At 48.4% G+C, this 26,384-nt stretch carries 17 protein-coding genes; 2 read left to right on the forward strand and 15 right to left on the reverse strand.

Annotation, left to right across the window (positions count from 1 at the left end; all coding sequences use genetic code 11):
- Window positions 1-73 precede the first annotated feature (73 nt).
- From Ga0451573_RS01390 to Ga0451573_RS01425, 8 genes are all read right to left on the reverse strand, one after another.
- A complete protein-coding gene (locus tag Ga0451573_RS01390) occupies window positions 74-4,246 on the reverse strand; it encodes a hypothetical protein (RefSeq protein WP_231682075.1) in 4,173 nt (1,390 codons plus the stop codon).
- 190 nt (window positions 4,247-4,436) lie between these two features.
- Window positions 4,437-5,522: a tetratricopeptide repeat protein gene (locus tag Ga0451573_RS01395; protein ID WP_231682076.1), complete on the reverse strand. Its 1,086-nt coding sequence runs from the start codon at window positions 5,520-5,522 to the stop codon at window positions 4,437-4,439.
- Between the two features lie 122 nt (window positions 5,523-5,644).
- A complete protein-coding gene (locus Ga0451573_RS01400) occupies window positions 5,645-8,839 on the reverse strand; it encodes an AAA family ATPase (RefSeq protein WP_231682077.1) in 3,195 nt (1,064 codons plus the stop codon).
- Window positions 8,820-10,037, reverse strand: a complete 1,218-nt coding sequence (locus tag Ga0451573_RS01405; RefSeq protein WP_231682078.1) for a metallophosphoesterase family protein — start codon at window positions 10,035-10,037, stop codon at window positions 8,820-8,822. Before Ga0451573_RS01405 ends, Ga0451573_RS01400 begins: the two co-directional genes overlap by 20 nt.
- Window positions 10,038-10,053: 16 nt before the next feature.
- Window positions 10,054-13,926, reverse strand: a complete 3,873-nt coding sequence (gene addA, locus Ga0451573_RS01410) for a helicase-exonuclease AddAB subunit AddA (RefSeq protein ID WP_231682079.1) — start codon at window positions 13,924-13,926, stop codon at window positions 10,054-10,056.
- Window positions 13,923-17,408, reverse strand: a complete 3,486-nt coding sequence (addB, locus tag Ga0451573_RS01415; protein WP_231682080.1) for a helicase-exonuclease AddAB subunit AddB — start codon at window positions 17,406-17,408, stop codon at window positions 13,923-13,925. The genes addA and addB overlap by 4 nt, the downstream gene beginning before the upstream one ends.
- Before the next feature lie 143 nt (window positions 17,409-17,551).
- Window positions 17,552-18,148 carry a hypothetical protein gene (locus Ga0451573_RS01420; RefSeq protein WP_231682081.1) on the reverse strand — a complete coding sequence of 199 codons (597 nt, stop codon included), beginning with the start codon at window positions 18,146-18,148 and terminating at the stop codon, window positions 17,552-17,554.
- A 17-nt stretch (window positions 18,149-18,165) separates the two neighbouring features.
- Window positions 18,166-18,666 (reverse strand): hypothetical protein, encoded by a 501-nt coding sequence (locus Ga0451573_RS01425; protein WP_231682082.1) that lies wholly within the window; start codon window positions 18,664-18,666, stop codon window positions 18,166-18,168.
- A gap of 508 nt (window positions 18,667-19,174) precedes the next feature.
- On the opposite strand from Ga0451573_RS01425, the gene Ga0451573_RS01430 reads away from it, so the two are divergent.
- A complete protein-coding gene (locus Ga0451573_RS01430) occupies window positions 19,175-19,582 on the forward strand; it encodes a hemerythrin domain-containing protein (RefSeq protein ID WP_231682083.1) in 408 nt (135 codons plus the stop codon).
- Between the two features lie 31 nt (window positions 19,583-19,613).
- On the opposite strand, the gene Ga0451573_RS01435 is transcribed toward Ga0451573_RS01430, so the two are convergent.
- Genes Ga0451573_RS01435 through Ga0451573_RS01450 form a run of 4 tightly spaced genes read right to left on the reverse strand, consistent with a single transcriptional unit; the run spans window position 19,614 to window position 23,215 of the window.
- Entirely contained in the window at window positions 19,614-20,747 is a 1,134-nt protein-coding gene (locus Ga0451573_RS01435) for an ABC transporter permease (RefSeq protein ID WP_231682084.1), read from the reverse strand.
- 13 nt (window positions 20,748-20,760) lie between these two features.
- A complete protein-coding gene (locus Ga0451573_RS01440) occupies window positions 20,761-21,534 on the reverse strand; it encodes an ABC transporter ATP-binding protein (RefSeq protein WP_231682085.1) in 774 nt (257 codons plus the stop codon).
- A gap of 2 nt (window positions 21,535-21,536) precedes the next feature.
- Window positions 21,537-22,601: an HlyD family secretion protein gene (locus tag Ga0451573_RS01445; protein ID WP_231682086.1), complete on the reverse strand. Its 1,065-nt coding sequence runs from the start codon at window positions 22,599-22,601 to the stop codon at window positions 21,537-21,539.
- Window positions 22,598-23,215, reverse strand: a complete 618-nt coding sequence (locus Ga0451573_RS01450) for a TetR/AcrR family transcriptional regulator (RefSeq protein ID WP_231682087.1) — start codon at window positions 23,213-23,215, stop codon at window positions 22,598-22,600. Before Ga0451573_RS01450 ends, Ga0451573_RS01445 begins: the two co-directional genes overlap by 4 nt.
- Before the next feature lie 159 nt (window positions 23,216-23,374).
- Here Ga0451573_RS01450 and Ga0451573_RS01455 point away from each other — a divergent pair, with 159 nt between their 5' ends.
- Window positions 23,375-23,770, forward strand: coding sequence for a TIGR04086 family membrane protein (locus Ga0451573_RS01455; RefSeq protein WP_231682088.1), 396 nt, complete (start codon window positions 23,375-23,377; stop codon window positions 23,768-23,770).
- 151 nt (window positions 23,771-23,921) lie between these two features.
- Here Ga0451573_RS01455 and Ga0451573_RS01460 read toward each other — a convergent pair whose 3' ends face one another.
- The 3 genes from Ga0451573_RS01460 to Ga0451573_RS01470 form a co-directional block, all read right to left on the reverse strand.
- Window positions 23,922-25,007, reverse strand: a complete 1,086-nt coding sequence (locus tag Ga0451573_RS01460; protein WP_231682089.1) for a two-component system sensor histidine kinase NtrB — start codon at window positions 25,005-25,007, stop codon at window positions 23,922-23,924.
- A 91-nt stretch (window positions 25,008-25,098) separates the two neighbouring features.
- Window positions 25,099-25,254: a hypothetical protein gene (locus tag Ga0451573_RS01465; RefSeq protein WP_231682090.1), complete on the reverse strand. Its 156-nt coding sequence runs from the start codon at window positions 25,252-25,254 to the stop codon at window positions 25,099-25,101.
- A 269-nt stretch (window positions 25,255-25,523) separates the two neighbouring features.
- Window positions 25,524-26,384 (reverse strand): FAD/NAD(P)-binding protein, encoded by an 861-nt coding sequence (locus tag Ga0451573_RS01470; protein WP_231682091.1) that lies wholly within the window; start codon window positions 26,382-26,384, stop codon window positions 25,524-25,526.

Consider the following 26,384-nt stretch of genomic DNA (forward strand, 5'->3'; position numbering starts at 1 on the left):
AAATTCCCCTTTCTTTTTATCAAGAGACCACGCCAAGGCGCGGTCTAAACGTGGTCTTGGTGTGGTCTGTCTGCTACTTATACCATATTTCGGTCCGGTAACCGAGGTTTCCGGGTCCTGTGCCATCAGCTAAGACCGTGTTAAAACATCTGATGGTAATAAATCTGCCTTCCTTCTCAAACTCCTCAGAGAAGTAAACTGCTGTGTCTGACGGCATTCCTGACTTAAGTATCCAGCCATCGGCCTTTAATTGGTTATAGTAATAATTCCATACTGTGTCCGGAGTAATATCAGCTCTTCTGGACGATATAACCACCTGTCCGCTGCCGTAACCCACCGGAGTCGCAGATTCCCCGGCGAAAATGGATGCTTCCATTGGAGTACTCCACAGGAAGTTGTCATTAAGAGGAATGTCTCCCGGGAACTTATCAGCAAAGACCATGTTATGCCCCTGCCTGTGGCATCCTGCACATTCCAGGCTGTCACGGGCAACGGTTCTCTTAACGTCATTTAGGGAGCTGGTGTGGCAGGTATCACAGCTGTAATTCCTGCCTGCAGTTGTTGTATTGCTTATATGCTCTGATGTAAGTTCTGCCTTGTGGCAGGTCTGGCAGTTGCTGTCAAGGCTGCTTGTATGTACTGTTCCATGGTCAGCGTTCTCATGACAGGAAAGGCAGTTCTTGTCATTATTTGCAATAGCGCTCTTTACCATGGTATCAGTGCTCATATGGCACGTGTTACAGGTTATCGGATTCCCGCTGCCGTCAACCCTGCCATCTCTGGCATGCTCCCTGGTAAGAGAAGTCGAGTGGCATTTGGCGCAGTCTGAGTCAGACACTTTATGAAGGTCAGGGATATCGTGGTTATCCATAACCATGGTAGCCTTATACAGGTAGCCCACATGTGCCTTGGCCTGGGAACCGGGCTGGTGACAGATCACACAGTCAAAGATCTCCCGATTCTGTTTTACCCTGATAGGGAACATGGTATCGTAACCGGCAGCGCTATATTCAATATTTTTAGTGTAACCATGGCCCTCTCCCCAGTCCTCTGCTTCATCAGGGTCACCATGGCACTGGGCACAACCTGCATATGCTGTAATATAATCGTGGCACTCCCCGCAATTGGCGCTGTGACTGCCGGAAAACTGCAGTTTCCGGTGCATGGAGCTTTCAATGGGAATGCTGGTATTGCTGACATCGTGGCAGGCCATGCAGTTGGTATAATTGGCATCAGCCATATCAGGATACCGGTTAGAATTGGTGTAGAACTTCCATGTCTTTGTGGTAACCAGTCCCTGGTCGTCAACCGCAGTAAGGACAACAGTATGGTAGCTTTCATCACTCAGCGGCTGGGATGGTTTATATGATACCTTCCCCGAAACCGGGTCAAAGCTGTGGTTTACTATAACCCCGTCCAGTTTCATATCTATTGATCCAATAGTTCCATTGGGATCCCTGACCACTGCCGATATTTCCGGTTCCAGACACTCAATGCCATATTCAAGTGGTGCGAATCCTGTGATAACCGGCGGTGATACTACAGTAAAGGTTACCGGATATTCTTTCGAGTTACCCAGCTCATCAGTGTAGTTGAGGGTCATTATATATTCACCGTCTCTGATTACACTTTCGTGACTCAGATAAGCTTCAGTCCTGTCTGTGATAATGTAGTCCCCTGTACAGGAATCATTATAACCACGGTAACGCAGGCCAAGATTCATAGCATCCAGTGACACGATACTGCCATTTAGGGTTTCAGTTCCCCTTAAGTTTGCCGAAGCGCCCTGGATATTAATCAGGTCATGTAACTGTGCGGTAAATTTGAGGATTCCGTTGGTAATCACCAGGCCGTTATCAAATGATTTTGCAGTACCGGCAACACCGGTATTATCAGTCCGGTAAAGGAAGAACTTCATTTCCGGAGGTGTGGAGTCTTTGATGAAATTCCACGTCTGTGAACCGGTATTGCCCAGAATATCCTTAACCTCAACATATACCGAGGTATTCCCGTCCGGAATGCTTCCGGCAAAAGAAACCGTTCCGGCAGCAGGATCAACCACCGGGTCCACTGGCTGTCCGTTTACCTGCATCAAAGCACTGGCCCAGTTTATCCCATTCCCGTCACTTGCGGTGACCGAAATACCGTTGCCCTTGTTTTTACTGCCGGCAGCCGGAGAAATAGCGGTAAATTTTGGGGCCACCCCAACAGTAAAGGACCATGTTTCGGTCATTACATTGCCTTTGGTATCAGCTATGCTGACCTCTGCAGTGTGAGTCCCGTCTGCCAGCCCTGAAGCCGGAACACTAACCGTTCCTTCCCTGTAGCTGTCAACTACCCAGACCGTCTCAGTCCAGCTGCTGCAGGAATCTCCATAAGTCCTGGTCTCACTGTGGCCCTTAAATTGAAATACCGGGGCAGCCGGAACACCGTCAATTTTGGCCCGGACGCTGGCCTTATCAAGGTTATCCTGGGTATCTCTAACCAATAATGACACATCCGGATTTGAGACTCTTACGGTTCCCCCTTTTTCAGGGGTCCAGGCAACAGGCTCAGGTGAAGAGGTATCTGTATTAAACTGCCAGGCAGTGGTACCCAGGTTCCCTGAAGTGTCACTCACTTCCAGATATGCCTGATAACTTCCGCTGGGGAAACTGCCGTCATAATAAACCGTGTTTGTCATGCTGTCAACAGTATGTGATACAAGTGTCCCGTTTATCTTCATAACCACCGTATCCCAGTCAATGGCATTTGAATCCTGAATCACTGCAGAAACCCTGGTCACCCCGCCCTTACTGCTCCCTGCAGCAGGTACAAACCCGCTGAACGAAGGCGGTGTGCCTATATTAAATGCCCATGTTTCAGTCATGGTATTTCCTTTTGTATCAGCTATACTCATTTCCACAGTATGGCTGCCATCCTTAAGGCCGGAAGCCGTAAAGCTTATTGTTCCCTCCCTGTAGGTATCAACTACCCATACGGTCTCAGTCCAGCTGCTGCAGGAGTCGCCAAAGGTCTGTGTTTCATGATGTCCTTTAAACTTAAATACCGGCGTTACCGCAACACCGTCCAGCTTGGCCCTGGCGCTGGCCTGATTCAGATTGTCCAGGGTGTCCCTGACCACGAGAGAAACCTGCTGGCCGGCGCTCTCTACAGAGCTGCCCTGTTCCGGAGTCCGGGCAACCGGCTCAGGAGAACCGGTATCTGTAGTAAACTGCCAGGTCTTTGTGCCCAGGTTTCCATCTGAATCTGCGGCCTCCAGATGAACATCATAACTGCCGGTGGGAAAACTGCCGTCAAAATAAACTGTATTTGCTGCTGCATCAACAGTATGTGCTGCCGTTTCCCCGTCTATCTTCATGACCACAGTATCCCAGTCAACCGGATTGGTATCAGTTATCACGGCAGAAACCCGGGATACTGTTCCCTGAAAGCTGCCGGCCCCGGGTACCAGTCCGCTGAACGATGGCGGCGTGCCTACTGTGAATGACCATGTTTCGGTCATCGCATTCCCTTTTACATCAGCTATGCTTACTTCCACAGCATGCAGTCCATCTGCAAGTCCGTCGGCTGAAAAGTTTACCGTTCCTTCTTGGTAGCTGTCCACAACCCATACTGTCTGGGTCCATGTACCGCAGGAATCACTATATATCCTGGTTTCATTATGTCCTTTAAATTTAAACACCGGTGTTACTGCTTTACCGTCAATTTTTACTTTAAGAGCAGCTTTGTCAAGGTTGTCCAGCCTGTCACTGATGCTCATGGAAACCTGCTGACTGGCTGAAGAGATAACAGCATCTCTGGCAGGAACCAGGTTTGCCAGGTCAGGTGCGGCATCAACCGTAAAAGTCCAGGAATCGGTTTCATCACTGCCTTTTATGGAATCATAAACACTGACATTAACCGTGTAATCCCCGTCTGCCAGCATTTCCTGAGGAGTATAAGACACCAGAGCGCTTCCCGCTGATATATCAATTAAAGGCTGCACAGGTTGGGAATTAAGTGTCATGCTTACAGTATCAGCAGAAACCATTCCTTCGGTAAAGGAAATTTTGACCCCGATATCGGGTGCTGCATTGCCGACAGTACTTCCTCCCGCCGGATACCGATCGCTGTACGAAACCCCGCCGGCAGCAGCAGCTGCAGCGACATAACCGGAGACAGCCACAGCAAGAATAAGTAAAATCAGTATAATCCTTTTTGGAAGGCTCATCAAACGATAAGCATTAACAATTTTTTCTGTCAAGACATTTCCCTCCCTATTCGCCTTCGCTGTGTCCTGTCGTTTTCTACGGTTTTGTATGTACTATTGAAAATAGTATTTTATCAATAATAGTATACAATAATATTGGTAATTTTTCTACCTCTTTCCCTTATTTTCTTCCCAAGCTTTGCCTCTATTAATATACCAAAAAGACCGGCAAATTGCCGGTCAATCATTTGCAGGGAGTATTATCCCGCCACTTTTCCTTAAGCTGAAGTAACTTTTCATCCATTGAAACCCTGCTGTTTTCGTCCCCTGTTTTGCTTTCGCCCACTATTTGGTTTTCCCCGCTTCTCACCGCGGTTTTTTCCTGCAGCATTTCACCGGATTCATCCATTTCCTGCAGAATCATTCTGGCCTTCTGGTGATTTGGCAACTGCCTCAGAGTTTCCCGGAAATGTTTTATGCAGAGTTCTTTTTCTCCCAGACTCCTATATGAACATCCCAGATAGTAATGGGCTGTCCCGTTATTTTTATTAATATCAAGTGATTTATTCAGACTTGCAATTGCCTCCCAGTATTTTTTCTCTCTTAAATAAGCCACGCCAAGGTTTTTCCACAGATGTGCCAATTTAGGCGCTATTTCTACCGCCTTCTGGTGCATCAAAACAGCATCCCCGCCGCGCCTGATTTTAAGATAAATCCGGCCCATCTGGTCATATACATATTCCAGCCTGGGGTTTATCTCAGCCACCTTCTGAAGTGTTTCCAATGCCTTGTGAAAGTGTTTCTTGCCTGTATAAGCAAGACTTAACTGATACCAGGCAAACTCAAAGTTAGGGTTAAGTTCCAGGGCTCTATTCAGGGCTGCGATGGCTGCATCCCAGTTTCCCAGCGAATTATAGGCTTTACCCAGGCAAAAGTATCCTTTCCCGTGCTTTTCTTCCAGGTTAACCAGTCTGTGCAAATAAGCAACCGCATCTTCATACCGCTGCTGTTCACAGGCTATATATCCCAGCCGGTACAGCGCCTGGACATAATTTGGATTGTAGTGCAGGGCATTCTCAAAAGACCTGATAGCCTCTTCAATCCGCTTTGACTTCATATAGGAATAACCGAGCCCGTAATGTGCCAGGTACATGGAGGGGTCAAGTGCAATCGCTTTCATGTATGCCGCGACTGCCTCCCTGAACATTTCAGCCCGGGTATAGGTATAGCCCAGCCTTAATAATGACCAAATATCCTGGGGATTGTTTTCTACTGCCTTCAGGTATACTTCTATTTGTTCATGTATACTGCTGAAATCATCTTTTTTCAAAAACAACCCTCCCGCAAACTAAACCATTTACTTTTAAACTTATGATGTAATCTTATATTTATGACTACATCTGTAACTTGGTCAATCTGCGCCGGGCTCGAAAATCCTAAATTTGATCGATTTTAATTTGCCTTAATCTCAACCCTGCTTCCTGTCCCGTCCTGCTGTGCCGGGATTACTTCCAGACTGCGGGGCAGCCTGTTTCTTAGTTCAGGCACATGAGTTATCACACCTACCATCCGGCTGCCATCATGAAGCCTTTCCAGAGTACCCATGACAATCTCCAGCTTTTCCTGGTCAAGGGTGCCAAAGCCTTCGTCAAGGAAGAAGAAACCCAGTGGGTATTGCCCCTTTAGCTGAATCTTTGATGAGAGGGCCAGAGCCAGGGCCAGTGAAGTGAGGAAGGTCTCCCCTCCTGACAGGGTATTGACAGGCCTCCTCTGTGAACCGCTGTAATCATCCCGCATCACGAAATTACCGCTTTCGTCAAGTTCCAGGCTGTATCTCTGTCCGGTAAGGGCCCCCAGCCTGAGGGAGGCTTCAGCAGCCATATCTCTCAAATGTTCTTCAGCGAGAAACTGAACGTATTTTCTTCCTTTGAGCAGACTTATCAGTTTACCCGCCAGTTCCCTCCTGCGCAGGAGATACTTCTTTTCCTCCCTGAGCTGATTCCAGATGCTGTGTTTTTCCTTTAGCACTGCCAGTTGGTTTTTCAGCACACCTTCTGTCCTCACGGCTTCAGCATATTCAACGGCCAGTTTCTCGAGGCTTTCCCTGGCCAGCTCCAGTTTTTCGCAGTCAAATTCCGCGGCCCCAATTTTGTTCTGCAGTCCCCTGATGCCTTTATCCAGGTGATCCAACTGGTTATCATACTCATTGATTGTGTTTTGTATCCCACTCCGCTCGCCAGGTTCAATAAGGGCCTGCCTGAGGTCTGTAATGCTGTCAAATCCCTCATTGGCAACCTGAGCCCGAAGCTCGCTGCGCAGCCGGTCCAGGCTCTCACTTAACCCGCTCATACCCGCAGCAGCTACAGCCAAATCCCGGGATATTTCCTGTTTCTCGTGCTGCAGCGATTCCCATGTTTTGCGGGCCTCGGTAAGCTCTCTCTGGAGTAAAGCAATTTGGTCCCTGACCTCTTTCTCAAAAGCGCGGGCAGTTTTCCCGCCGGTTATTTCAGTTAACCCGGCTTGCTGCTCCAACAGACTTTTGCTTGCCGCATTCTGCGAGTTTTCCAGTCCGGCTTTTTCAGCAGCCAATTCCCTGTACCTGGTCCTCAATTCGAAGAGTTCTGCTTCAGCAGCCCTGATGTTTTCTTCAGATACCCTGATTTGGTCCTCCAGGGACTTAACATTGTTTTCTGCATTTACCAGGGTGTTTCTGGCTTCACGGACCTTTCCCCGGTCCCGGCAGGGGTCCCAGGGCAATCCGAGTATATCGCCAGTCTCAGTTTTAGCGGCAGCCTCAGCCAGCAGTGCTAAGGCTGTGGTAAACTTCGCCGCTGCTGCTTCTACAGCCAGGGTCTTTGTTTCGCGGTTAGGCAGGTATTCTGTTTTAATATCTGCCAGGATGTTTTTGTAGGTATTATATTCTATCCCCGTTTCGCGCTGCCATACCAGCAGTTGTTCCAGTCTCTGCCCGGCCTCTGCAGCCCTGGACCTGGCATCTTCCAGCCCACTATCTCCCCCGTGAGCTTCTGCCGCAAGCTGGGGATGATTTAATGACCCACATACCGGGCAGGGCGCTCCGGTCCGCAGCCGGTTTGCCAATGCCCCGGCCATGTTCCCTGCAATTACTCCTTCCAGGATTTGAGCCTGAAGCCGCTTAGTGTCGGTAGCCTGACTGACAACAGCGGCAGCCTTATTCATCAGGTCTGCTAAACCATTTTCACCCGGTTTTGCGTGCTTGACTTCCATGTTTTCAGACAGCATTTGTAATACTTTTTCTTCCTGGGCAGAAAGCGCCTTTTGTTTTCCCGCCAGCGCATTTTTTACTTCAGTTTCCTGTTTTTCGGCTCCTTCGAGTTCAGCCAGGGCAGACAGACATCTTTCCATTGCGCCGCGGCACTCAAGAACCCGTAACAGGGCTTCACGTTTTTTCTTTTGGGAAGCACTTTCCTTACCGGTCTTTTCCAACAGCGCACCCTGTTTTTTACCTTGATCAAAAGCCATTGCCATCTGGCTGGTTTTCTCTTCAAGATCTTTTCTTATTCGACCGGTTTCTGCCTCCAACACCAAGACCTGTTTTTCAAATTCCGCTGCCAGGGCCGCCCGTGGCAGTTCTTTTTCCTTTAGGTCATCAATTAACGGCGCTTTTTTTTCTGCAGACTGCAGCCGGATTAAAACTTCTGCTTCCCTCTGCCCGGCATCTGCCTGTTTTTCTTCCAGTCGCTTTAAAACCATACCGGCATCTGTGGCTTTGCGAACATTTTCTGCCTCCTGCTCCAGGAGCCTGCGCAAAGGCTCAGCTTTGAGAGCCCTTTCGAGCCGCTCCCGCTGTTTATCCATGACCGGCCTCTCCGCATCCAGCCGCTGTTTTTCCTTTACCATTATCTCTAACTCGCTGTAAAGCCCGGCGGTTTTCTCCAATTCCCTGAATTCAATTTCAGCCTGCTTTCTTAACAGATCCTGGTGCATTACTGCCTGTACCTGTTTTCCCAGGTCAGCCTCAGCTGTGGCAATTACTTCCTCGGAAGCCTCACCGAGTTGGGCCAGGAGCCCATTATTAGTTTCCAGCCTGTTTTTCAAATCATTTTCCAGATCAGTTACCTTTTTTGATAACTGCTCCCCATATCTCTCTAGCCTCAATATGTTCTCCAGCATCCGTGCCCGCTCGCCGCCGGTTAGTTTGAGAAACTGGTCAAATTTCCCCTGAGGCAGGATTACTGCCCTCGAAAAGTCCTCATAAGACATCCCCAAAAGTTCCGCTACTCTGGCATCCACGTCACTCGCCTTATCTGCCAGGACAGAATCCGAAGAGGTTTGCACCAGCCTGGCATTCTTTATTTTGACAGAATCAGGGTCATGCCTGTCCCTGTGATAAAGCCGCTCGGTAAGATATCTTTCCCCACCCAGAGAAAACTCAAAAGAAACAGCAAGCTTATCCTCGTACTGATTCATTATGCCGCGGGTCCCGCTTTTGGCCCGGGTCACCTTTCCGAAAAGGGCCAGGGTAATCCCGTCAAGAATGGTGGATTTTCCCGCTCCTGTCGGGCCAAATACCCCAAAAATACCGGCGGCGCCTAACTGCCCAAAGTCAATTACCTGTTCATCGCGGTAGCTCTGCAGTCCTCTGAACTTAAGCATCACCGGCTGCATCGGCATCACCTCCCTCAAGGAGTTCCAGGAACATCTCCACCAATTCCTGTTCAGGGAATGCACCTGTTTCCCTGGCAGCGAACCGCCTGAACTTTTCTTCTGCCGAAAGCTCCGAGAGCCGCCGGACGTTACCGGTTTCTTCTTCACTGACCCCTGGAAGCAGAACCCGGATACTGATTACACCCGGGTGCAATTTCCTTATATCAACCACCTGTGAGGCAGTCAGCGGTTCCGCGCTGGCGATTTCCATATCGGCCCACAAATGTCGGTTTTCCTCAGATTCACACCAGCTATAAGCCTCCTGATAGCAGGAAAACCTGAGAGAGCGCAGGGGCTTTCCGCTGGTAAGGCATAAAGTGCCCACCTCTGCTATTTTTCCCGGAAATGCATCAATAATGACAACCTCCTTTTGCCTGTCAGCCTCTGAAAAGCTATAACAGAGAGGTGATCCCGAATAACGGCTGGGTACCGGGCTGCCGCCAACCTTCTGGGGGCGGTGCAGGTGGCCCAGGGCTACATAGTGGGCATTAGCCGGCAGAGCGGCGGGTTCCACCACATAGGCTCCGCCCAACTGGATTTCCCGTTCTGACTCCGAGGCCCTGCCGCCAAGAACAAACAGGTGACTCACAGCAAGGTTTACTGTATCATCCCGGAAGTGAGCCGCTCCTTCACTGAAGGCCAGTTTGACCCTTTCCGAATAGGCTAGCTGCATGTCCTTATCCTCAAGGGATCCGGACAATATCTCATTGAGCCTCTGTTCAGAGGGATATGGCAGGACAACTACCAAGGCATGCTCACTGCAGCCGGGAACCGCAATTTCCGCCCAGCCGGGCCCGCCTTTTACCATAGCGCTCCCTGTTAGCTCTTCACCCGGATAACCGTAAAGATAGATGCCGTGCTTTTGTGCTATGGGATTGGCGGCATGAAGCCGGTCCGGACTGTCATGATTTCCGGCGATGGCAACAACGCCCCTGAGACCGTTTCCGGCAAGCCGTTCTACAGCCTCATAAAACAATGCCTCGGCCTCCGCCGGCGGGTTATAGGTGTCAAACACATCTCCGGCAATTAAAATCAGATTAATCCCGTTTTCGTCAACAATGGCACAGAGTTCATCAATAAACAGGCGCTGCTCCGGTATCCTGCTCCTGCCTTCCAGGGTGCGGCCGAGATGCCAGTCTGATGTATGTAGAATTTTCATTGTTTAAACATCTCCCCTAACACTTTACTTCACTGCCGGCTGCAAAAAAGTACAGGTATTTCTCCTTCACCGGTCTCTTGAGTATCCGTTCCACCGCCATGCCGTATAGACGCAATTGGCCCTGGTATTTCTTTGCGGTTTCTGCTATTCCTCCAGGTGGAATGTAGTCGGTCTTGTAATCAATAAGGCTATATCCATCAGCATCTTCAATCAGGCAGTCAATGACACCCTGAACTATCACCTTTTCCTCTCCGCTGCCGCCTAGCACACCTGCAGCGTCACTATCACCTGTGGCAAAATATATTTCGGATACCGGCACAGCCATAGTGAATGCCAGTTCCCGTTTAACTCTAAGGGCAGATTTCATCTTGTGCCCCAGAGGCCCGTTAAAGAACTTCAGCACAGCAGTGATGTTGACGGCTGCCGCCTGTTCAGCTGTAAGCATCCCGGCTGTCTGCATGCTCTGTACCTGCCGGACGATAGTGTCATGATCCATCTCTTCTGCCAGTGTCAGATGCTGCATCACCAGGTGCATGGCCGAGCCTTTTTCCGCTGCCGACAAACCGGATACCCTTTGCAGGAATTTGGGCCTGACACCTTGGATAGCTGTGGTTTTCTCTGTTTCTTTATCTGTTGCTGAGCCTGCTTCCACTGCTTCATTTACTTCGTCTACTTCCACTGCTTCCTCTGCCGCTTCAGCAAATCTTTGCTTCATTTCCGTTACCGAAGCCTTGGCAGGGATACCGGCAGATTCTGTGCAGGGATATTTCCAGTTAAGGCTGTTTTCCAGGAATTCACCATAGCGGTCTTCAACTGCAACCGGTTCCAGGTGTCTTACCTGTGCCATAAATTGCTCATGCTCACAGCCCGTCTCAGGCAATACAGCTAGGGATGCCCGTGGCTCAGGGATGATTATTTCCCACCTCGTAATATCAGCCAGGACCGCCCAATCATCCCCTGTTTCGGGGGATATTTTTCTCAGGGCGGCGCCGTCGGGATGTCTTGACAAAGCAGGACCTATCCAATCCAGGTAACTCCTTGCCGACATCAGCGCGGTTTCTGGCAGAAAGCGCTGTTCCGGGTCGGCTCTGCGACCTGTTTCACACCACCCGAGAGCTGCCCTGGCCAGGTTTGGCACTGTTCCTACCAGGACCAGCTTTTCCCTGGCCCTTGTAAGCGCTACATACAGTATGCGCAGCTCCTCGGCCAGGAGTTCCTTTTTCAGGCATAGCTTAATGGCATGCTGAGCAATAGTCGGATAGGTCAGGCGCAGCTCTGGGTCCACAACCGGCAGCCCCAGGCCCATTTTCTTATGCAGCAGTGATTTTTTACTGAGATCTGCGGTATTAAACTGTTTACCCAGTCCGGCAGCAAAAACCACCGGAAATTCAAGCCCCTTGCTCTTATGAATGCTGATAATCCGGACCACATCTTCATTCTCACCCAGCGCCCCGGCAGTTCCCATGTCACTGCCTGTTTCCCGGAATCTTTCGATAAACCTGAGAAACCTGAACAGACCCCGGAAACTGGTTGCCTCAAACTGGCGGGACCGGTCATATAAGGCACGCAGGTTCGCCTGGCGCTGGGCGCCCCCGGGCATGCCGCCCACATAGGCGAAATACCCGGTTTCATTCAGCAGCCTCCAAATAAGGTCTGAAAGGGGTCCCCTTCTTGCCAGGGTCCGCCAGGTTTCCAACCGCTCCAAAAATGCCCCCAGTTTGATACCGATACCTGTACTGGAGGCAGCACACTTCTGCACCGCATCATAATAATCACCTTTACTGTCATGGGTGCGGACAAAAGCCAGTTCATCGGCGCTGAGCCCAACCACCGGAGAGCGCATGACTGCGGCCAGCGGGATATCCTGTCTCGGATTGTCTATCACCCTCAGGAGTGACATCATTGTCTCTACTTCAACAGCTTCAAAATATCCTGTGCCCAGATCGGCATAAGCCGGAATTCCCATAACCCTGAATTCCTCCAGAAATACATTTGCCGTATTCCTGGTTGTCCTGAGCAGAACAACAATATCGCGATACCTGACCGGCCGGTAATCCCCGGATTTCCCGTCAAACACAAAAAGACCCGGAGTGTCGTCATCTTTTTTCCCTAACACCATTTCCCTTATTCTCTTTGCAGTCACCCGCGCCTCCCGCTGAGTGGCATCCAGGTCTTCCGGTTCATACTCCATGCCGGAGTCAGAATCCCCGTCCTGGGGCAGCCCTTCGGACTGCGGCAGTTCTTCAGCCTGCGGCAGATCTCCATCACCGGAAACATTATCCTTTTCCAGCAGATATACTTCAATAGGGGTATCGGCCGCACTATAAACACCGGCTGCACAGTCAGGGTACTGCGCCCCGGGGACTAATTCCGCCTTTTGATCATAGACCAGTCTATCAAGGGTTCCGCTCATTAGCTGCCTGAATATATAGTTAACAGCAGCCACAACTTCACAACGGCTGCGGAAATTCCGGGTCAGATCAATTCCCCTCTCAGGCCCCCCCTGGGAGCGTGGGTATTGGTGATACTTTTCCAGAAACAAATCAGGCTCTGCCAGCCGGAACCGGTAGATACACTGTTTGACATCCCCAACCATAAACCGGTTGGTGGCATTCTCCCCTGTTCCGGAAACGAGATTCAGAATTGTTTCCTGGACCTCATTTGTATCCTGATACTCATCGACAAAGACCTCCGTAAAATACTCCTGCATTTCACAGGCTGCATCTGAGGGGATTATCCTGCCGGGAACTGAGGCCGGGTCCATCAGTATTTTCAGGCAGTAATGCTCCAGGTCTGAAAAGTCAACCAAGGAGCGGTCATTCTTGGCTTTGGCATATCTTTCCCTGAATTCCATGGTCAGACAGGACAACCGCTTCACCAGAGGCGCCATCAATACAAGGTCTGCAGTCAGGTCTGCCGCCGGTCGGGAGAAAAAATCGGCCCTGATTCTATTAACCGTCTTCTTCACTTCATCCCGGCTGTGCTTTACTTTGTCCCGGGCATATTCGTCTATATCACTGCCTTTGCAAGGCTTCAGCTTACTAAACAGAGCGCTGTTAATTACGCTGTACAGGGCATCCCAGGAGCTTGAAGCAGCCTTCAGCAAATCGTCAACCAGAAGGATGTCATCATTGAGGTTCTGCAGGTAGACAGCAGGACCGCCAGGTCTGGATGCTGTCCGCACGGCGTCAGCCAGGATGTCACCGCATCCCTTAAGAAGCAGCTGCACTGATTCCTTTATGGAACGGCCCCAGTCAAGGGCCTCAGGGGCTCCCCCCCCCGCAGCCAAGTACTTATCATAAATACCTTCCAGCCACTCTTCAGGCCACGGATTGCTGTGAGAAAACTCATAGAGTTTCAGGACCATGTCCTGAAGAAAGCTGTCATCCCGTAAGCCGCCATATGCATCCACCAGCTTAAGGAACTCCTCATCTCTGTTCTCATAACAGTCTTCGAATAACTCCCCCAATACCTCCAGGCGCAGCAGGGCAGCCTCATTATCATCAGCTATCCTGAAGGCAGGGTCCAGGTCTGTTTTATAAAAATACCGGCGCAGAATGTCGAGGCAGAAGGAGTGCAGGGTAGTTACCGAAGCCCTGTTTAGCAGGGTCAACTGGCGCCTTAAGTGCAGGGAATCGGGGTTATTGTTGAGTTCCCGGGCAATAGCGGCGCTTATCCGCTCCCGCATTTCAGCAGCCGCTGCCTTAGTAAAAGTCACCACCAGCAGCTTGTCCACATCAATAGGGTTGTAGATATCAGTAACCTGCCTGATAATCCGTTCCACGAGCACGGCGGTTTTTCCGGCGCCTGCCGCCGCAGAAACCAGGAGGTTACAGCCTCGTGCAGTTATGGCATCACGCTGTTCCGGTGTCCATTTCGGAGCGCTCATGATTTACCTCCTTCCCCGGCAGCTGTCATTGATATCCTCTGCCAAAGCTCATTTTCCGGGACAGGACGCAGGACCCTGAAAAGATTGCCTTCCATGAGGGTATCAAAACTGCATACAGGTTTGAACCGGCAGTATTGGCAGGCATTTTGATGCCGCATTTTATAAGGACTGATATTGACATTGCCACCAAGAACTCCCTTTCCGTAATCCTGAAAAATCGTCTCCACAAAACGGCACAGCAGTTCAAACTGCTTTTCTCCAATGACCGGTGCGCTGCTGTAAAAAGTCCCGTCATTCTTTATCCCGACCGGAAATAGATCAGAATAGCCTGTCTCAGTCCAGGCATCCATTAACCGGAATACAGCCCGGTTATCTAACAGCAGTCCCTTCATCTTCAATTTTAGAGCAACTGCTCTCTCAGCCTCTGCGGCTGTCATTGGTCCAGGGACCGGCAGCAGAGGATCGGTAACAGTGAAGTAGAGAATCCCGGCAGGCTTTACCAGGCAGCCTTGGGCCTGGGCTTTAGCGAAATACTCCAGAGCAACATGAAGATATGTAATCAACTGCAGGCTCAGCCCGTAATAAACCTCTTCAAGGTTTAAGCGGCGGTCTCCTGATTTATAGTCAATAACCCTCAGATAAATGCTGTTTTCAGAAACAGCCTGGTCAAGCCTGTCAATACGCCCGGCCAGTTCCAGGGTTTCACCCCCCGGAAGCTGAATAATCTTTGCCGGCATCAGACCTCCCGGCCCAAAGGATATTTCCAGCCCACACGGCCTGAAGCTGCTGCGGCGCGCATGGTCGGTAAGTATCAGGGCAGCCCTGTTAACCGCCCTTTTAAGTTTCCCGGCCAAGTGCCGGTATCTGGCGCTGCTCAATAGAATTTGGTTCTGCAGTCCCGGTATCAGCTCATCAACTGTCTGTTCACTCAGCCGGAGACATTCCTCCCTGCTCAGGTTACCCCAGTCGTCCCCCTTCCGCTCCACCGCCTGGGCAAACCCCTTCAGAGCGGCATGGAAAAGTTCCCCCATATCGGGGGCTTCCAGACGAAACGTATTCCTTTCTTTCAGCTTTAACCCGTAAGAAGAAAAATGCGCAAAAGGGCAGGATACAAAACGCTCTATCCTGGAAACACTGGCCTTGATGTTTTTCCCGTAAAGCATACTGCTGGTACTTCTTGAGAGGTTTTTTTCGGTATTGTCTCCAAATACCGCATTCATGACCTGTCCGGCCTTACCCGAACCATCCCTTAAGATAAACCGGTTATAAAGCTCCCACCAGATACCGTGAACCGGCCTTCCCGTTCTGGCATCGCGAAGCCTTCCAGCCAGGTATGACAGTGCTCTCCCCGGATGAACCAGGAATTCAATGCCCTCAGCCTCACTACCGGTAAAGGGCTCTACCTGAAAACCGTCTTCCCTGACCCCAGGAAGCAGTTCCCTGATCCTGGATATCACCGGTGATACTCCAATGGCCCTGCCCTCGTCATCAGCCAGCGGGTAACTAACCCACAACCGCTCACTGGCCCTGGTGAGGGCAGTATAAACCAGGAACTGTTCCTCAAAAGACTTTTTCCGGCTTCCCGGCGCTAAACTTATTCCCGCCAGTTCCAGCCTTTCCCTTTCAGTATCATTAAATATCCCGTCATCAGAAAGCCTGGCCGGAAACACCCCATCACTGGCTCCCAGGATAAATACGTTTTTAACATCCGGGTTGCGGGAGCGGTCAAGGGATCCCACCACCACCTGGTCAAGCCCGGGAGGTATCATGCCAAGTGTCAGGCCGGCAAAACCTGCTTCCAGGATTCCGGCATATGTAGGCAAATCTGTCTGCTCATCTCCCAGGGCTTCGACCACCTCATCAAATAAATCAATAACACTTTTCCAGACCTGGGTATGCTCCCTGGCAGATACTATATTACCTGCACAATGATCGGTTTCGCGCCACCTTTTAATTGTATTCCAGGCCCCCAGGTCTTCCAGCAGTTCATACAGAATAGCTGTCATCTCCCGAACATTCCCGGCAGTATCAATTTTACGGCAAAAATCCGTCAGCGCCCCGGCTGCCCTTCTCCTGGTATCGTTAATCTGTGCCAGCCCGGCCCTTTCTTCTTCAGTTAATTCCCGGTCATCTCCCAGGGTATTCTGTTTCCGGTAAGACCAATCCCGGTCGTCTGTCCACCGAAATCCCTTGATGCCGTTCGCTAACACGTAGTTTTCCAGCATATAGATACTTTCCCGGTCAACCGGAACCAGATCTGTTTTCAGATAGCGGAATACCGGCTCATAAGCCCAGTTCTTCACAGATGTTTCCAGTGCGGAACGAATCAGTTCAATCAAGGGATGGTGCATTACCTTTCGTTTGTGATCAATAAAAAATGGTATCTGGTGGTCTGTGAAAATACCGGTAATCAAGTCATGGTACATTTCCAGTTCCCGCAGCAAAACTGTGAAATCACGCCACCTCCTGCCTTCATCTCTGGCCTGGCGGATGATTTCCCGGGCACATGCCTCTACTTCAGCCCTTCTGTTGGCAGCAGCAGCAATTCTGACATTTCCCGGGTTTGGCGGATATTGCGGGGCCGGATAGCTGAAAAAGTATTTCTCCAGATGAGCCAGATCGCCTGCCGAACAGAAACGCCGGGGCGGCTCATCAGAGAATGTGACCGGGCTGGCAATTTTCACCTGCAGCCTATCCCCGATCCCTTTCAGTTTGTTATAAGTCTCCCATACAGGGTAAAATACATCGTTCTCGGTAAGGTTTTCCGCCACACTTGTGGAATCAATACAAAGAGATATGTTTACTGCACCGGTTGACTGCACGATGGCCTCAATTACCTTCAGTTCCTGTGGCGTAAATCCTTTAAAACCGTCTATCCAGAATTCGGCCTGATTAAAGGTCTCGGCCTTGGGCATTTGTTCTGCCAGAAGGTTCAGGTAATCATCCGGATCTGTATAACTGTCTTCAAGTTGTTTTTCTAACTCTTTATACAAAAAAGCCATATCAGTTAATTTATCTGTCAGCAGCCGTCCGTTTTCTGCCAGCAGCGATGCCGCATTTTCCAGCTTCTCCGGTGATATCAGGTAAGTCTTCATTTCCCCGATACTCCTGGCAAGGCAGTCCGGAAAGCCGGGGCGTCCGGCAGTACTTCCAAACAATCTTAATTCATGCTTGTGCTTTTCCAGAAGGCGGCGCAAAATCATCCTTTTACCAAGTTCACCCACCGGTGTTCGTGCCGCTCCTCCGGTCTCCAGCAACACTCTGAAAGCAAGCCTGCGGAAGCTCAGGACCTGTGCCCTCACAGACCCCTCCAGGCCAAGCTTTGCTGACAGGTAATATTCCATCTGGAAGGTCGCCTGTTCCGGTACTAATATTATTATGGGGGACCCGTCCGGATTTCGCTCAAGCTCCTCCTGAACATATTTAAATATATATCCCGTCTTCCCGGCGCCGGCGCGCCCCAGTATAAACCGCAGTTCCAAGCCTTCCACCTCGCTTTGTCTGGTTCTAGGAACAATTCGCCACATTATTTAATTATTCCTTTACTATGGAAGTCAGGTAATGCTTTCCTGCCTCTTCAAACGCAAAAAAAATTGCCCCTCTTTAGTCAGGACAGTTATGCCGTTTATGGAATTATATTGAACATTTCCCTGCGAAAATAGTTTTCCAGAGATCCAAAGTGTTCTATCTTACCCCTGCTGGTAAAACCGTAAAATGATTTTCTTCTGATGCCAAACTCATTGTTGCACAGCGCTTTTTTCAGTTCCAGGGGACCAATCCCCAAAATTAGGTCACTGCCTGTATCAGGTTTTTTATTTGCGGCAGCAGGAGAAACACGCGCCAGACCAATCCTTTTTTCAAATGCATACCTTACGGCGCCTCTGTTGAAAGGATACCTTGAGGTAATGAATATTTTTCTGATATTATGCTCAGAAAAGTGTCTCAGACTGACTAAAAATCTTTTCAGGGTATCAACTGTAACAATCTCAGCATCATCGCAGTTGATGAACCAGTGCTTATAGTCTGCCAAGCCATTCCTGTAATTGTAGCGAAGCTCTGCCACTACATTAAACTGCCTACTGCCTGACAACCCCATTTCATAAATGGAGAAAACAACAGGTGATGCCATAAGTGACCTATCAAACAACCGGGCTTCACAAACCACTTTCAGCGCTGATAATACTTTTACCTTTAAGTCCCCTGAGGTCAATGACTTTTCCATAATCATAGCTGACTGGTTTATTTACCCACCTTTGAGCAAATACAGTCATAAATCTCCTTAGTTTCTTCTTGGTTGTCAGCAAACATTTTGCTTGTTTCCGCAGTAAAATAATGTTTCTCGCTGCCATCACCCACCACTAACCAGTGCCGTGAGCTTAAAGGCCTGACTTTCCCGAGCCAGACTGCTTCAAGTCTGGCTGCATCAATCGAAATATTCAAGGGGATTTCCCTACCTTTGTAGCCAAAATATTGAACCCCCTCCTGGGCTACTGTCAATATTCCGCTTCCGCTGATTCCGGTCAAGCCCGCAATAAGTGATACACTTCTCTTATGCCTGGCTGGAAAGGTTATGTTAGAAATAAGACACGGATTTTGAATCAACACCTTTTTTTGAACATCTCGGATAAGATTTCGTTTGCTTCTGATGTATACAAACACCAAAAAGATTGCAATAATGATTATAGATGGTATAATTGCTGTATCAGATAAAAGAAATGTATTGTGGCCGGAAATGTTCAAATCTCCTCAACTCCATCGCATTTAGTTTCGTTATCTGATGATATTATTACATATATTTCGGTTCGTTTCCTGTCATATGGGTTTGAAATGCAGGTTTCAAGGTCTGAAATGCGGTTTTCGTGGAATGAAATACGGTGAGGTGTTGTCCCGATGTTCCGCACTGATGCCGGAGAAATCTACCCTTGTTCCTGACGAAGTCCGGGAGCACCGCCAATTCGCCATCCGTACCCGCAAGGGGTAGGCCGGAAGCCGTAAGCCGCTAAAGCGGCAACGGCTCCGCACTGGTCAGTGGCGGCGCGGGCCTTCCGTGGCCCGCGTCCCGTACTTCGCTTAGCGGAACTGCGGTAATATTTCTCACGGCATCAGTGCTAGGAAAATCTTGGACAACACCTCACCGTACTGCAAAGTCATTTTAATAGCAGCTTAGAGGAAAAAAGTTCAAGGCGCAAAACCTTGAACATAAAAAACCCCTATTCCCAAGAAACTTAAAAACTAAGGAGGAGATAATATGGACTGGATGAAAACATATCATGAGGACCACAAATCAGTAATGATTCTGCTGGCCAAGTTTACCGGCAACGTAATGGACCTGAAGGCTGGGATGTCAACACCCAATACATTTGTTGAATTCAGAGAATTTGCCGATATTATCAACAATGTCATTATCCCTCATTTTAAAAGTGAAGAAACCAATATCTATGTTGAAATTAAAAAAAAGAGTCCTGCAGGGTCGGATTTCATTGATGATATGCTGCAGGAGCACGAAGAACTTTATTCTCTTTTTGATGCGTACATCACAGCTGTTGAGGCACAGGACACTGCAATAATCGTTGATATCAGCACGCGGCTTGAGCATGTTCTAAGACACCATATAATCAAAGAGGAAGACCAACTGCCATCTTTCCTAAATAACTAATGCTGTCAGTGGGCTTAAATTAGCGCCGTGATCAGTCAAGTCGTTTGTTGAGTCTGATTACTGACAGGACAAGTATAATTATAACAAATGCAGTTAACATCATGATATCTTTCCACAGGAAGGTGAAGCCAACCCCTTTTAATATAATTCCCCGTAATATCTGCAGAAAATAGGTCAGGGGCAGAGCATAACCAATCGCCTGGATTACCTGGGGCATCGATTCTCTGGGAAACATAAACCCTGACAGGAGTACACTGGGCAGTATGATAGCAAATCCTATCTGCATGGCCTGAAGCTGAGTTTTGGCAATTGTGGAAACAAACAGGCCCAGCCCCAGGGCGCCCATTAAAAATAGTAAAGAAAAAAACAACAGTTGGACGATACTCCCATTTACCGGCACATTAAACCAAAACACACCGAAACCTAAAATGATTAATACATCAACAAAACCTATCACTGTATATGGTATCAGCTTGCCGATTATGAGTTCTGCAGGCCTGACCGGAGTTATCAGCAGCTGTTCGAGTGTCCCCCTCTCCCGTTCCCGGACCAGGGCAAAAGCTGTCAGCAGAATTGTAATGTTCTGCAGTATCAGACCCACCAGGCCCGGGATATTAAACTTCATGCTCTCCATATCGGGGTTATACCAGACCCTGTATCTCAGATCCACCGCGGGCTGAAAATCACCGCCGGCACCTGCCTGCCTGATTGTTTTCACCTTTATATCATAGGACTCTTTCTGTGTGATTACCTGGGCTGTAGATAGCGCGGTGCGGGCTACCAGAGGGTCTGACCCGTCAACCAAAAGCTGCAGCGCTGCCTGTTCGCCCCGGTGCAGCTTAACCGCATAATCCGGGGGAATGATAAGCCCCACCTTGGCTTGCCCGCTATCAAGAAGACGGGTCATTTCACCGGTGCTTTCAACATACAGGTCAGGGTCAAAATATCCGGTGTTTCTGAAAACACTAATCATCTGCCTGCTTTGCTGGCTCTTGGACATATCCATGACAGCAGTTTTTATATGTTCCACATCTGTAGTTACTGCATAACCAAATATCAACAGCATCATTACCGGCACCACAAAAGCCATAACCAGACTGGGTGGGTCTCTTCTAATCTGAATTATCTCTTTTTTAACAATTGACAGTATCCTGCGTATGTTCATTATTTCCCTCCCCTTATGGGATTAAGGTCTCCCTTTCAAATAATTCCCTGACCCTGTTCAGCTCCTCGCTCCCCACTAACGCAATAAACACGTCCTCAAGGGTTTTATACCCATATTCCTTCTTAAGGTTTTCCGGTGTTCCATAAGCTGTTAATATTCCATTATGGATAAAGCCGATAGAATCACATAGTTCAGCCTCATCCATGTAATGGGTTGTCACAAATACTGTAATCCCGGAATTTGCAAGATACCTAATAATTTCCCAAAAAATCCTTCTGGAAACCGGGTCAACACCTGCGGTAGGTTCGTCCAGGAACAGCAGGGGCGGCCTGTGAAGCAAAGCACACCCCAAAGCCAGTCTCTGTTTCCAGCCCCCTGACAGCATCCGTGCCTGAAAACCCTCTCTGCCTTCAAGGCTGGCCAGTTCAATCACCTGAGAAATGCGCTGTTTCTGCTGTGAACGGTTCAGGCCGTAAATTCCCGCATAAAACTCCAAGTTTTCCATAACTGTAAGTTCCTCGTACAAACTAAACCTCTGTGACATGTATCCGATATTTTGTTTAATTTTCTCTGCCTGGGAGTATATATCATAGCCTAATACCTGTCCACTTCCAGAGGTCGGGGTCAGAATTCCGCAAAGCATCCGGATTGTGGTAGACTTCCCTGAGCCGTTGGAACCCAGAAACCCGAATATCTCACCCTTTTTTACTGCAAAGGAAACCTGACTAACCGCGACATGGTCTCCGAAGCTTTTGGTCAATTCCTTCACCTGAGCTGCAGTCTGCACTGTTATTCCTCCTGACTGGTCAGAATCCTGACATCTGCCGGAAGCCCCGGCTTAAAAATATCGTTTCCGTCAGTCACCATAATTTTTACTGCAAAAACCATGTTTACCCTTTCATCTTTTGTCTGAAGGTTTTTGGGAGTAAACTCGGCTTCAGGGGAAATAAAGGCTGCCCGGCCATGAAATATTTTCTCAGGAAAAGCATCAATACTGATTTCCGCCTGCTGCCCCAGTTTTATATGCGGCAATTCGGTCTCGCTCACGTAAACATCAATCCACAGGTCTCTGTTCACCAGCACGCTTACCAATCCGGCACCAGGTGCAACCACTTCCCCATTATTGAAGTTCACTGAACTTATAATCCCATCAACCGGGGCACAGAGAATCGTTTTTTCCAGGTTTGCCCTGGCTATTTCCAGCTCTGCCTGGGCCAACTCTACCCCGGCATCAGCGATATTGACCGTCTCCTTGGTCGCCCCGTTTTTCAACAGCTCAAGCTGCTTCTCTGCTGACCCTTTTTGCGAGGCAAAAGACTCATATTGAGCCTTTGCCGCTGCCAAACCTGTTTCAGCATCAGACAACTGCTGCTGGGTGGCCCCCCCCTCTGCAAACAGCCGTTTCAACCGCTCCAGGGTCTCGCCGGCATTTTGCATAGTATGCCTGGCTCCCTGCTGAAGAGAATCAAACTGGTTGACAGTGAACTCTGCCTGGGCTATCAATTGTTCTCTGCTTCCTGATTTGGTCTCCCTGGCTTTCTCAACGGCTGCCCGCAGCCCGGCCTCGGCCTTATTTACCTGGAGAGCCTGGACTTTAGAGTCAAGCCGCCCTAAAACCTCTCCCCTTTTTACATAAACACCCTCTTGAACAGTTATATCAGTAATCCTTCCCCCGGTTTCAGCGCTAACAGTCACCTCTGCGGCAGAGACAGTACCGGAAACATGGATTCCGTCATCAGTCTTGCTGCCACAGCCTGATGCTGTAAACAGAAATGATACCAGGACCGATAATGCGGCGCCTGTTAATAATATACCTGTCCTTTTTTTTGCAAAACTGCCATATAGTGTTATCATCCCTGTACACTCCCTCCTCCAGACCTCTTCCTGATTCCGTTTAAGTATATGTCTGCAATTGCATCGACAACTTTTTCGTCTTCAAAGGCAATGTATTTTTCACCCGCCAAATACTCTCTCCACAGCACAAAAATTCCTGTCATTCCGGCAAGAGCGCGTACCGCAATAGCAGGTTCGATATCTTTGTACTCCCCGTCTTCGATCTTTTGCGCAATATACCTTTCCAGCAAGCCCGCTGCCTCCATTACGATTTTAGCTACAAACAGTTCCCTTAATTCGGGGTGAAACTGAGATTCGGCAAGCAGCAGCCTGACAAGATCAATGTTTTTATTGATAATTTTTAACCTGTTCCGAAGAATTGCTTTTAAAACCGTTTCGTCATCTTCACCGCAAACCTCTTCAAGGGTATCGGCAAGGCTTTGAACAACATATGGGCTCACCAGGCTTAACAAAAGGTCCTTTTTAGTTTTAAAATAGCGAAAAATAGTTCCTTCAGCAATCCCGGCCTCCCTTGCTATCTCCCTTGTTGTTGTACCGTTAAATCCTTTTTTTGCAAATACTTTTATAGCAGCATCCATTATCTGCTGCCGTCTTTTTGAGGTTTGTTCCCCCAAAAGCAAACATCCCCTTCCAAAACCGCATTCATATGAGTGAGTACTCACTCATAATTTTATTCCTGTTTTGGCTCTGTGTCAACTTTTTTAATATAAGTAATATTTCCGGAGATTCGGTAATATTTTTGTACAAACAATTGAATTTTGGGAGGTGATTAAGTGAGCTTTAAGCTGACCACTACAGTAAAACCACAGGGAAATATTAACTTCACAGCAATTCTTTATGGTTCTCTGCTCGCGGTTATAGCATCGGTGATTCTTATGACAATAAGCGGTACGGTAATGTTTTACACCATTTTCAATGAACGGCTGGTCCCTGTCATCGGGTTGGCAATATTGTTTGTCAGTATCTTCCTGGGTGGTCTGGTTTCGGCACGAAGGGCCGGTAAGATGGGCTGGCTGCACGGTTTGGGAGTCGGATTAATCTTCCTGGTCCTGGCAACAGTATTCAGTACTGTATTCCCTCATGGGGTTTTGGGGTTTGCGGTCCTGAAAAAAATCCTGGCTGCTGTAATAGCCGGGTGTCTGGGCGGTATCTGGGGTGTTGGCGAATAATTACCGGATTTTTGGATCTCAGGTGAAGTTTGAACTCCATCTGACGCAAGGAGGAGACAAATTAATTCCGAGCGGACCGCTGCATTTGCAGATCCCTTCTGGAATGAACATGTCTCCTCCAACTGTTAGTTCTGAAAAGAACCGGATTCAATTATTGTTTGTTTACCGGAATGGTGACAATAAAGCTGGTTCCTTCTCCCAGCCTGCTGTGAACTTCTATTTTACCACCATGATTTTCTATAATCCGGTACGATACTGTAAGACCAAGGCCTGTCCCCTCCTCCTTGGTGGTAAAAAAGGGGTCAAAAATACTGCCCAGGTGAGAAGGGTCTATACCAATTCCAGTATCGGTAAAATAAATCCTGACTGCATTCTCAAATCTGTCATATGCCGTTTTTATGGTAAGCCTGCCCTTATTAGGCATTGCCGCAGTGGCATTGGTAACCAAATTTAAAAATACCTGTTTTATCTGTTCCACATCAATTGTAACTGTCGGACAGCTATTATCATACTCCCTTATTAAATGGATATTTTTTATATATAATTCTCCCTCAGTTAAAAGGACAATTTCGTCAAGAATACCATGGATTCCGGTAACCTTTTTGATAGGGACCGTCGGTCTCGCCAGGAGCAAAAATTCGGAGATGATATTATTGATTCTCCGGATCTCATCAAGCATTATACTTATATACTGCTGAACCTGGTCGTTCTTGTGAAATCGCTGTGCCAACAACTGCAGAAACCCCTTGATAGATGTCAGGGGATTTCTCACCTCATGGGCAATACCTGCCGCAAGTTCCCCGATAACAGAGAACTTTTCTGCTTTCACAACTTTTTCTTCAAGCTGTTTCTGACCGGTGACATCCCGTATGCTCAAAATCCCGCCAATTACATTGTCATTTTCATCTTTCACCAGGGTAGTATAGGCCATTACATTCATGATTCCCAATGGTGTTTCGATATTAGCCTCAACATGACTGTATGGCCTCCCGATTCGCAGAGTGTTTAGCAAGATACTGTCCTGTGTTCCTGTTTTTCGGTCCTGAAGTTCGCAAAAAGGCCTTCCCAGAATCTCATCTGCCGGTATACCCATTATATCTTCAGCAGCCTGATTGAAAATGACCACTTTTTCTTCTATGTCTATTGCAATAATGGCAGATGCAGAATTGTCTACATATTGTTCAGCAAAGTATTTCTTTTTATTCAAGCAACAGTTCTGCGATATCATAGAGGCCATTAAGTTACCTCCGGAAATTTTTTCTAATACATTGATTTTTCGACTCTCTGCGAGAATTTTCCTTCTGCATTATACAAATTTTTAATACATTTTATATGCCTCCCGAAATAATTCCAGCTACTGTTATGACCACTCCTGCGATAAATAGACCTGTTCCGAAGAAAAGCCTAAAACTCATCCTTCTGTTCCCCCTGCGGGCAGGAGAATCTAACCCCTTTGTTAAGGCCCGTGCAATTACATTACCCATTTGTGCAACCTCCGCCATTAGTTTTCGTACTAATATATATGCGTCAGGCAGCTTCCCAAGAACCGGACCGGCTGCAGCATACAGACACCGCCTTCCGGAACACATCTACCCCTGTCAATATTACAATTTAAGGCTCAAAAAATACATGGTCTATGGCAATAAAGCAGAGAGTGTCCCGTTTACGGGACACTCTCATTATAAAACACACATATTTACATCCTGGTAACTCTCAATACATCCTATGAATCTCAATAGGCTAACCTGGAGAATTAATACTCAGGTGGCAGCTGGTTAATCTGGGCCACGTTAAATACAGGTCCGTCAACACAGATATACTTTTCACCAATGTTGCAGCGACCGCATTTACCAACACCGCATCTCATGTTCATTTCCAGGGTGGTAATAATCTGTTCGGGCTTCCAGCCCATTTTTTGGAAGTTGCCGAGCTGTATTTTAATCATAATTGGCGGTCCACAGGTTACCGGAACGGTGTTTTCAATATTGGGTATAATTTCCTGTAACCAGTCCTGGGTAATAAATCCTATGCGTCCATCCCATTTAGGATCTTCAGCATCCAGGGTAATGTGGATATGGGTATCCTTGATTTTGGGCCACTTGTCAAAGATGTCATACTTGAAACACAACAGGTCATAAGTCCTGGCGCCATAGACGATGTCAACACGACCATAGTCATCACGGTTATCCAGAACATAGTCAATCAGAGAACGGAGCGGCGCTAGACCAATACCACCGGCCACGAAGAGGCAGTTCTTGCCCTTCATCTCTTCAAAGGGGAAGTTGTTGCCATATGGGCCGCGGATAGCTATCTTTTCACCAACATCTAATTGGTGGATAACATTGGTCACCCTTCCAACATTGGCAATAGAGAACTCCAAAAAGCCTTTTCTGGTCGGTGAAGAAGTAATGGAAATCATGACCTCGCCAACTCCCAGGATGGACAGCATCCCACAGTTGCCCGGCAGGTTCCCGAAGTTTTCTAAAACTCCCTCTTCATCAAAAGTAACCTGGAATGTTTTAATATTATCATTCTCATCGATTATCTTTTGTATAGTTGCTATTTTGGGTAACAACGGGGCTTTTATTTCCCTAGTATTGCAGTTACAGGACAT

It is taken from the genome of Phosphitispora fastidiosa (genome assembly GCF_019008365.1).
GTDB lineage: Bacteria > Bacillota > Thermincolia > Thermincolales > UBA2595 > Phosphitispora > Phosphitispora fastidiosa.

What these genes read in the sequence shown, in the direction of transcription:
- Ga0451573_RS01460 (WP_231682089.1), bottom strand. Translation starts at nt 25,007, where the DNA reads ATGGCCTCTATGATATCGCAGAACTGTTGCTTGAATAAAAAGAAATAC.
- Ga0451573_RS01435 (WP_231682084.1), bottom strand. Translation starts at nt 20,747, where the DNA reads ATGAACATACGCAGGATACTGTCAATTGTTAAAAAAGAGATAATTCAG.
- Ga0451573_RS01430 (WP_231682083.1), top strand. Translation starts at nt 19,175, where the DNA reads ATGGACTGGATGAAAACATATCATGAGGACCACAAATCAGTAATGATT.
- Ga0451573_RS01420 (WP_231682081.1), bottom strand. Translation starts at nt 18,148, where the DNA reads ATGGAAAAGTCATTGACCTCAGGGGACTTAAAGGTAAAAGTATTATCA.
- Ga0451573_RS01445 (WP_231682086.1), bottom strand. Translation starts at nt 22,601, where the DNA reads ATGATAACACTATATGGCAGTTTTGCAAAAAAAAGGACAGGTATATTA.
- Ga0451573_RS01465 (WP_231682090.1), bottom strand. Translation starts at nt 25,254, where the DNA reads ATGGGTAATGTAATTGCACGGGCCTTAACAAAGGGGTTAGATTCTCCT.
- Ga0451573_RS01470 (WP_231682091.1), bottom strand. Translation starts at nt 26,384, where the DNA reads ATGTCCTGTAACTGCAATACTAGGGAAATAAAAGCCCCGTTGTTACCC.
- addA (WP_231682079.1), bottom strand. Translation starts at nt 13,926, where the DNA reads ATGAGCGCTCCGAAATGGACACCGGAACAGCGTGATGCCATAACTGCA.
- Ga0451573_RS01400 (WP_231682077.1), bottom strand. Translation starts at nt 8,839, where the DNA reads ATGCAGCCGGTGATGCTTAAGTTCAGAGGACTGCAGAGCTACCGCGAT.
- Ga0451573_RS01405 (WP_231682078.1), bottom strand. Translation starts at nt 10,037, where the DNA reads ATGAAAATTCTACATACATCAGACTGGCATCTCGGCCGCACCCTGGAA.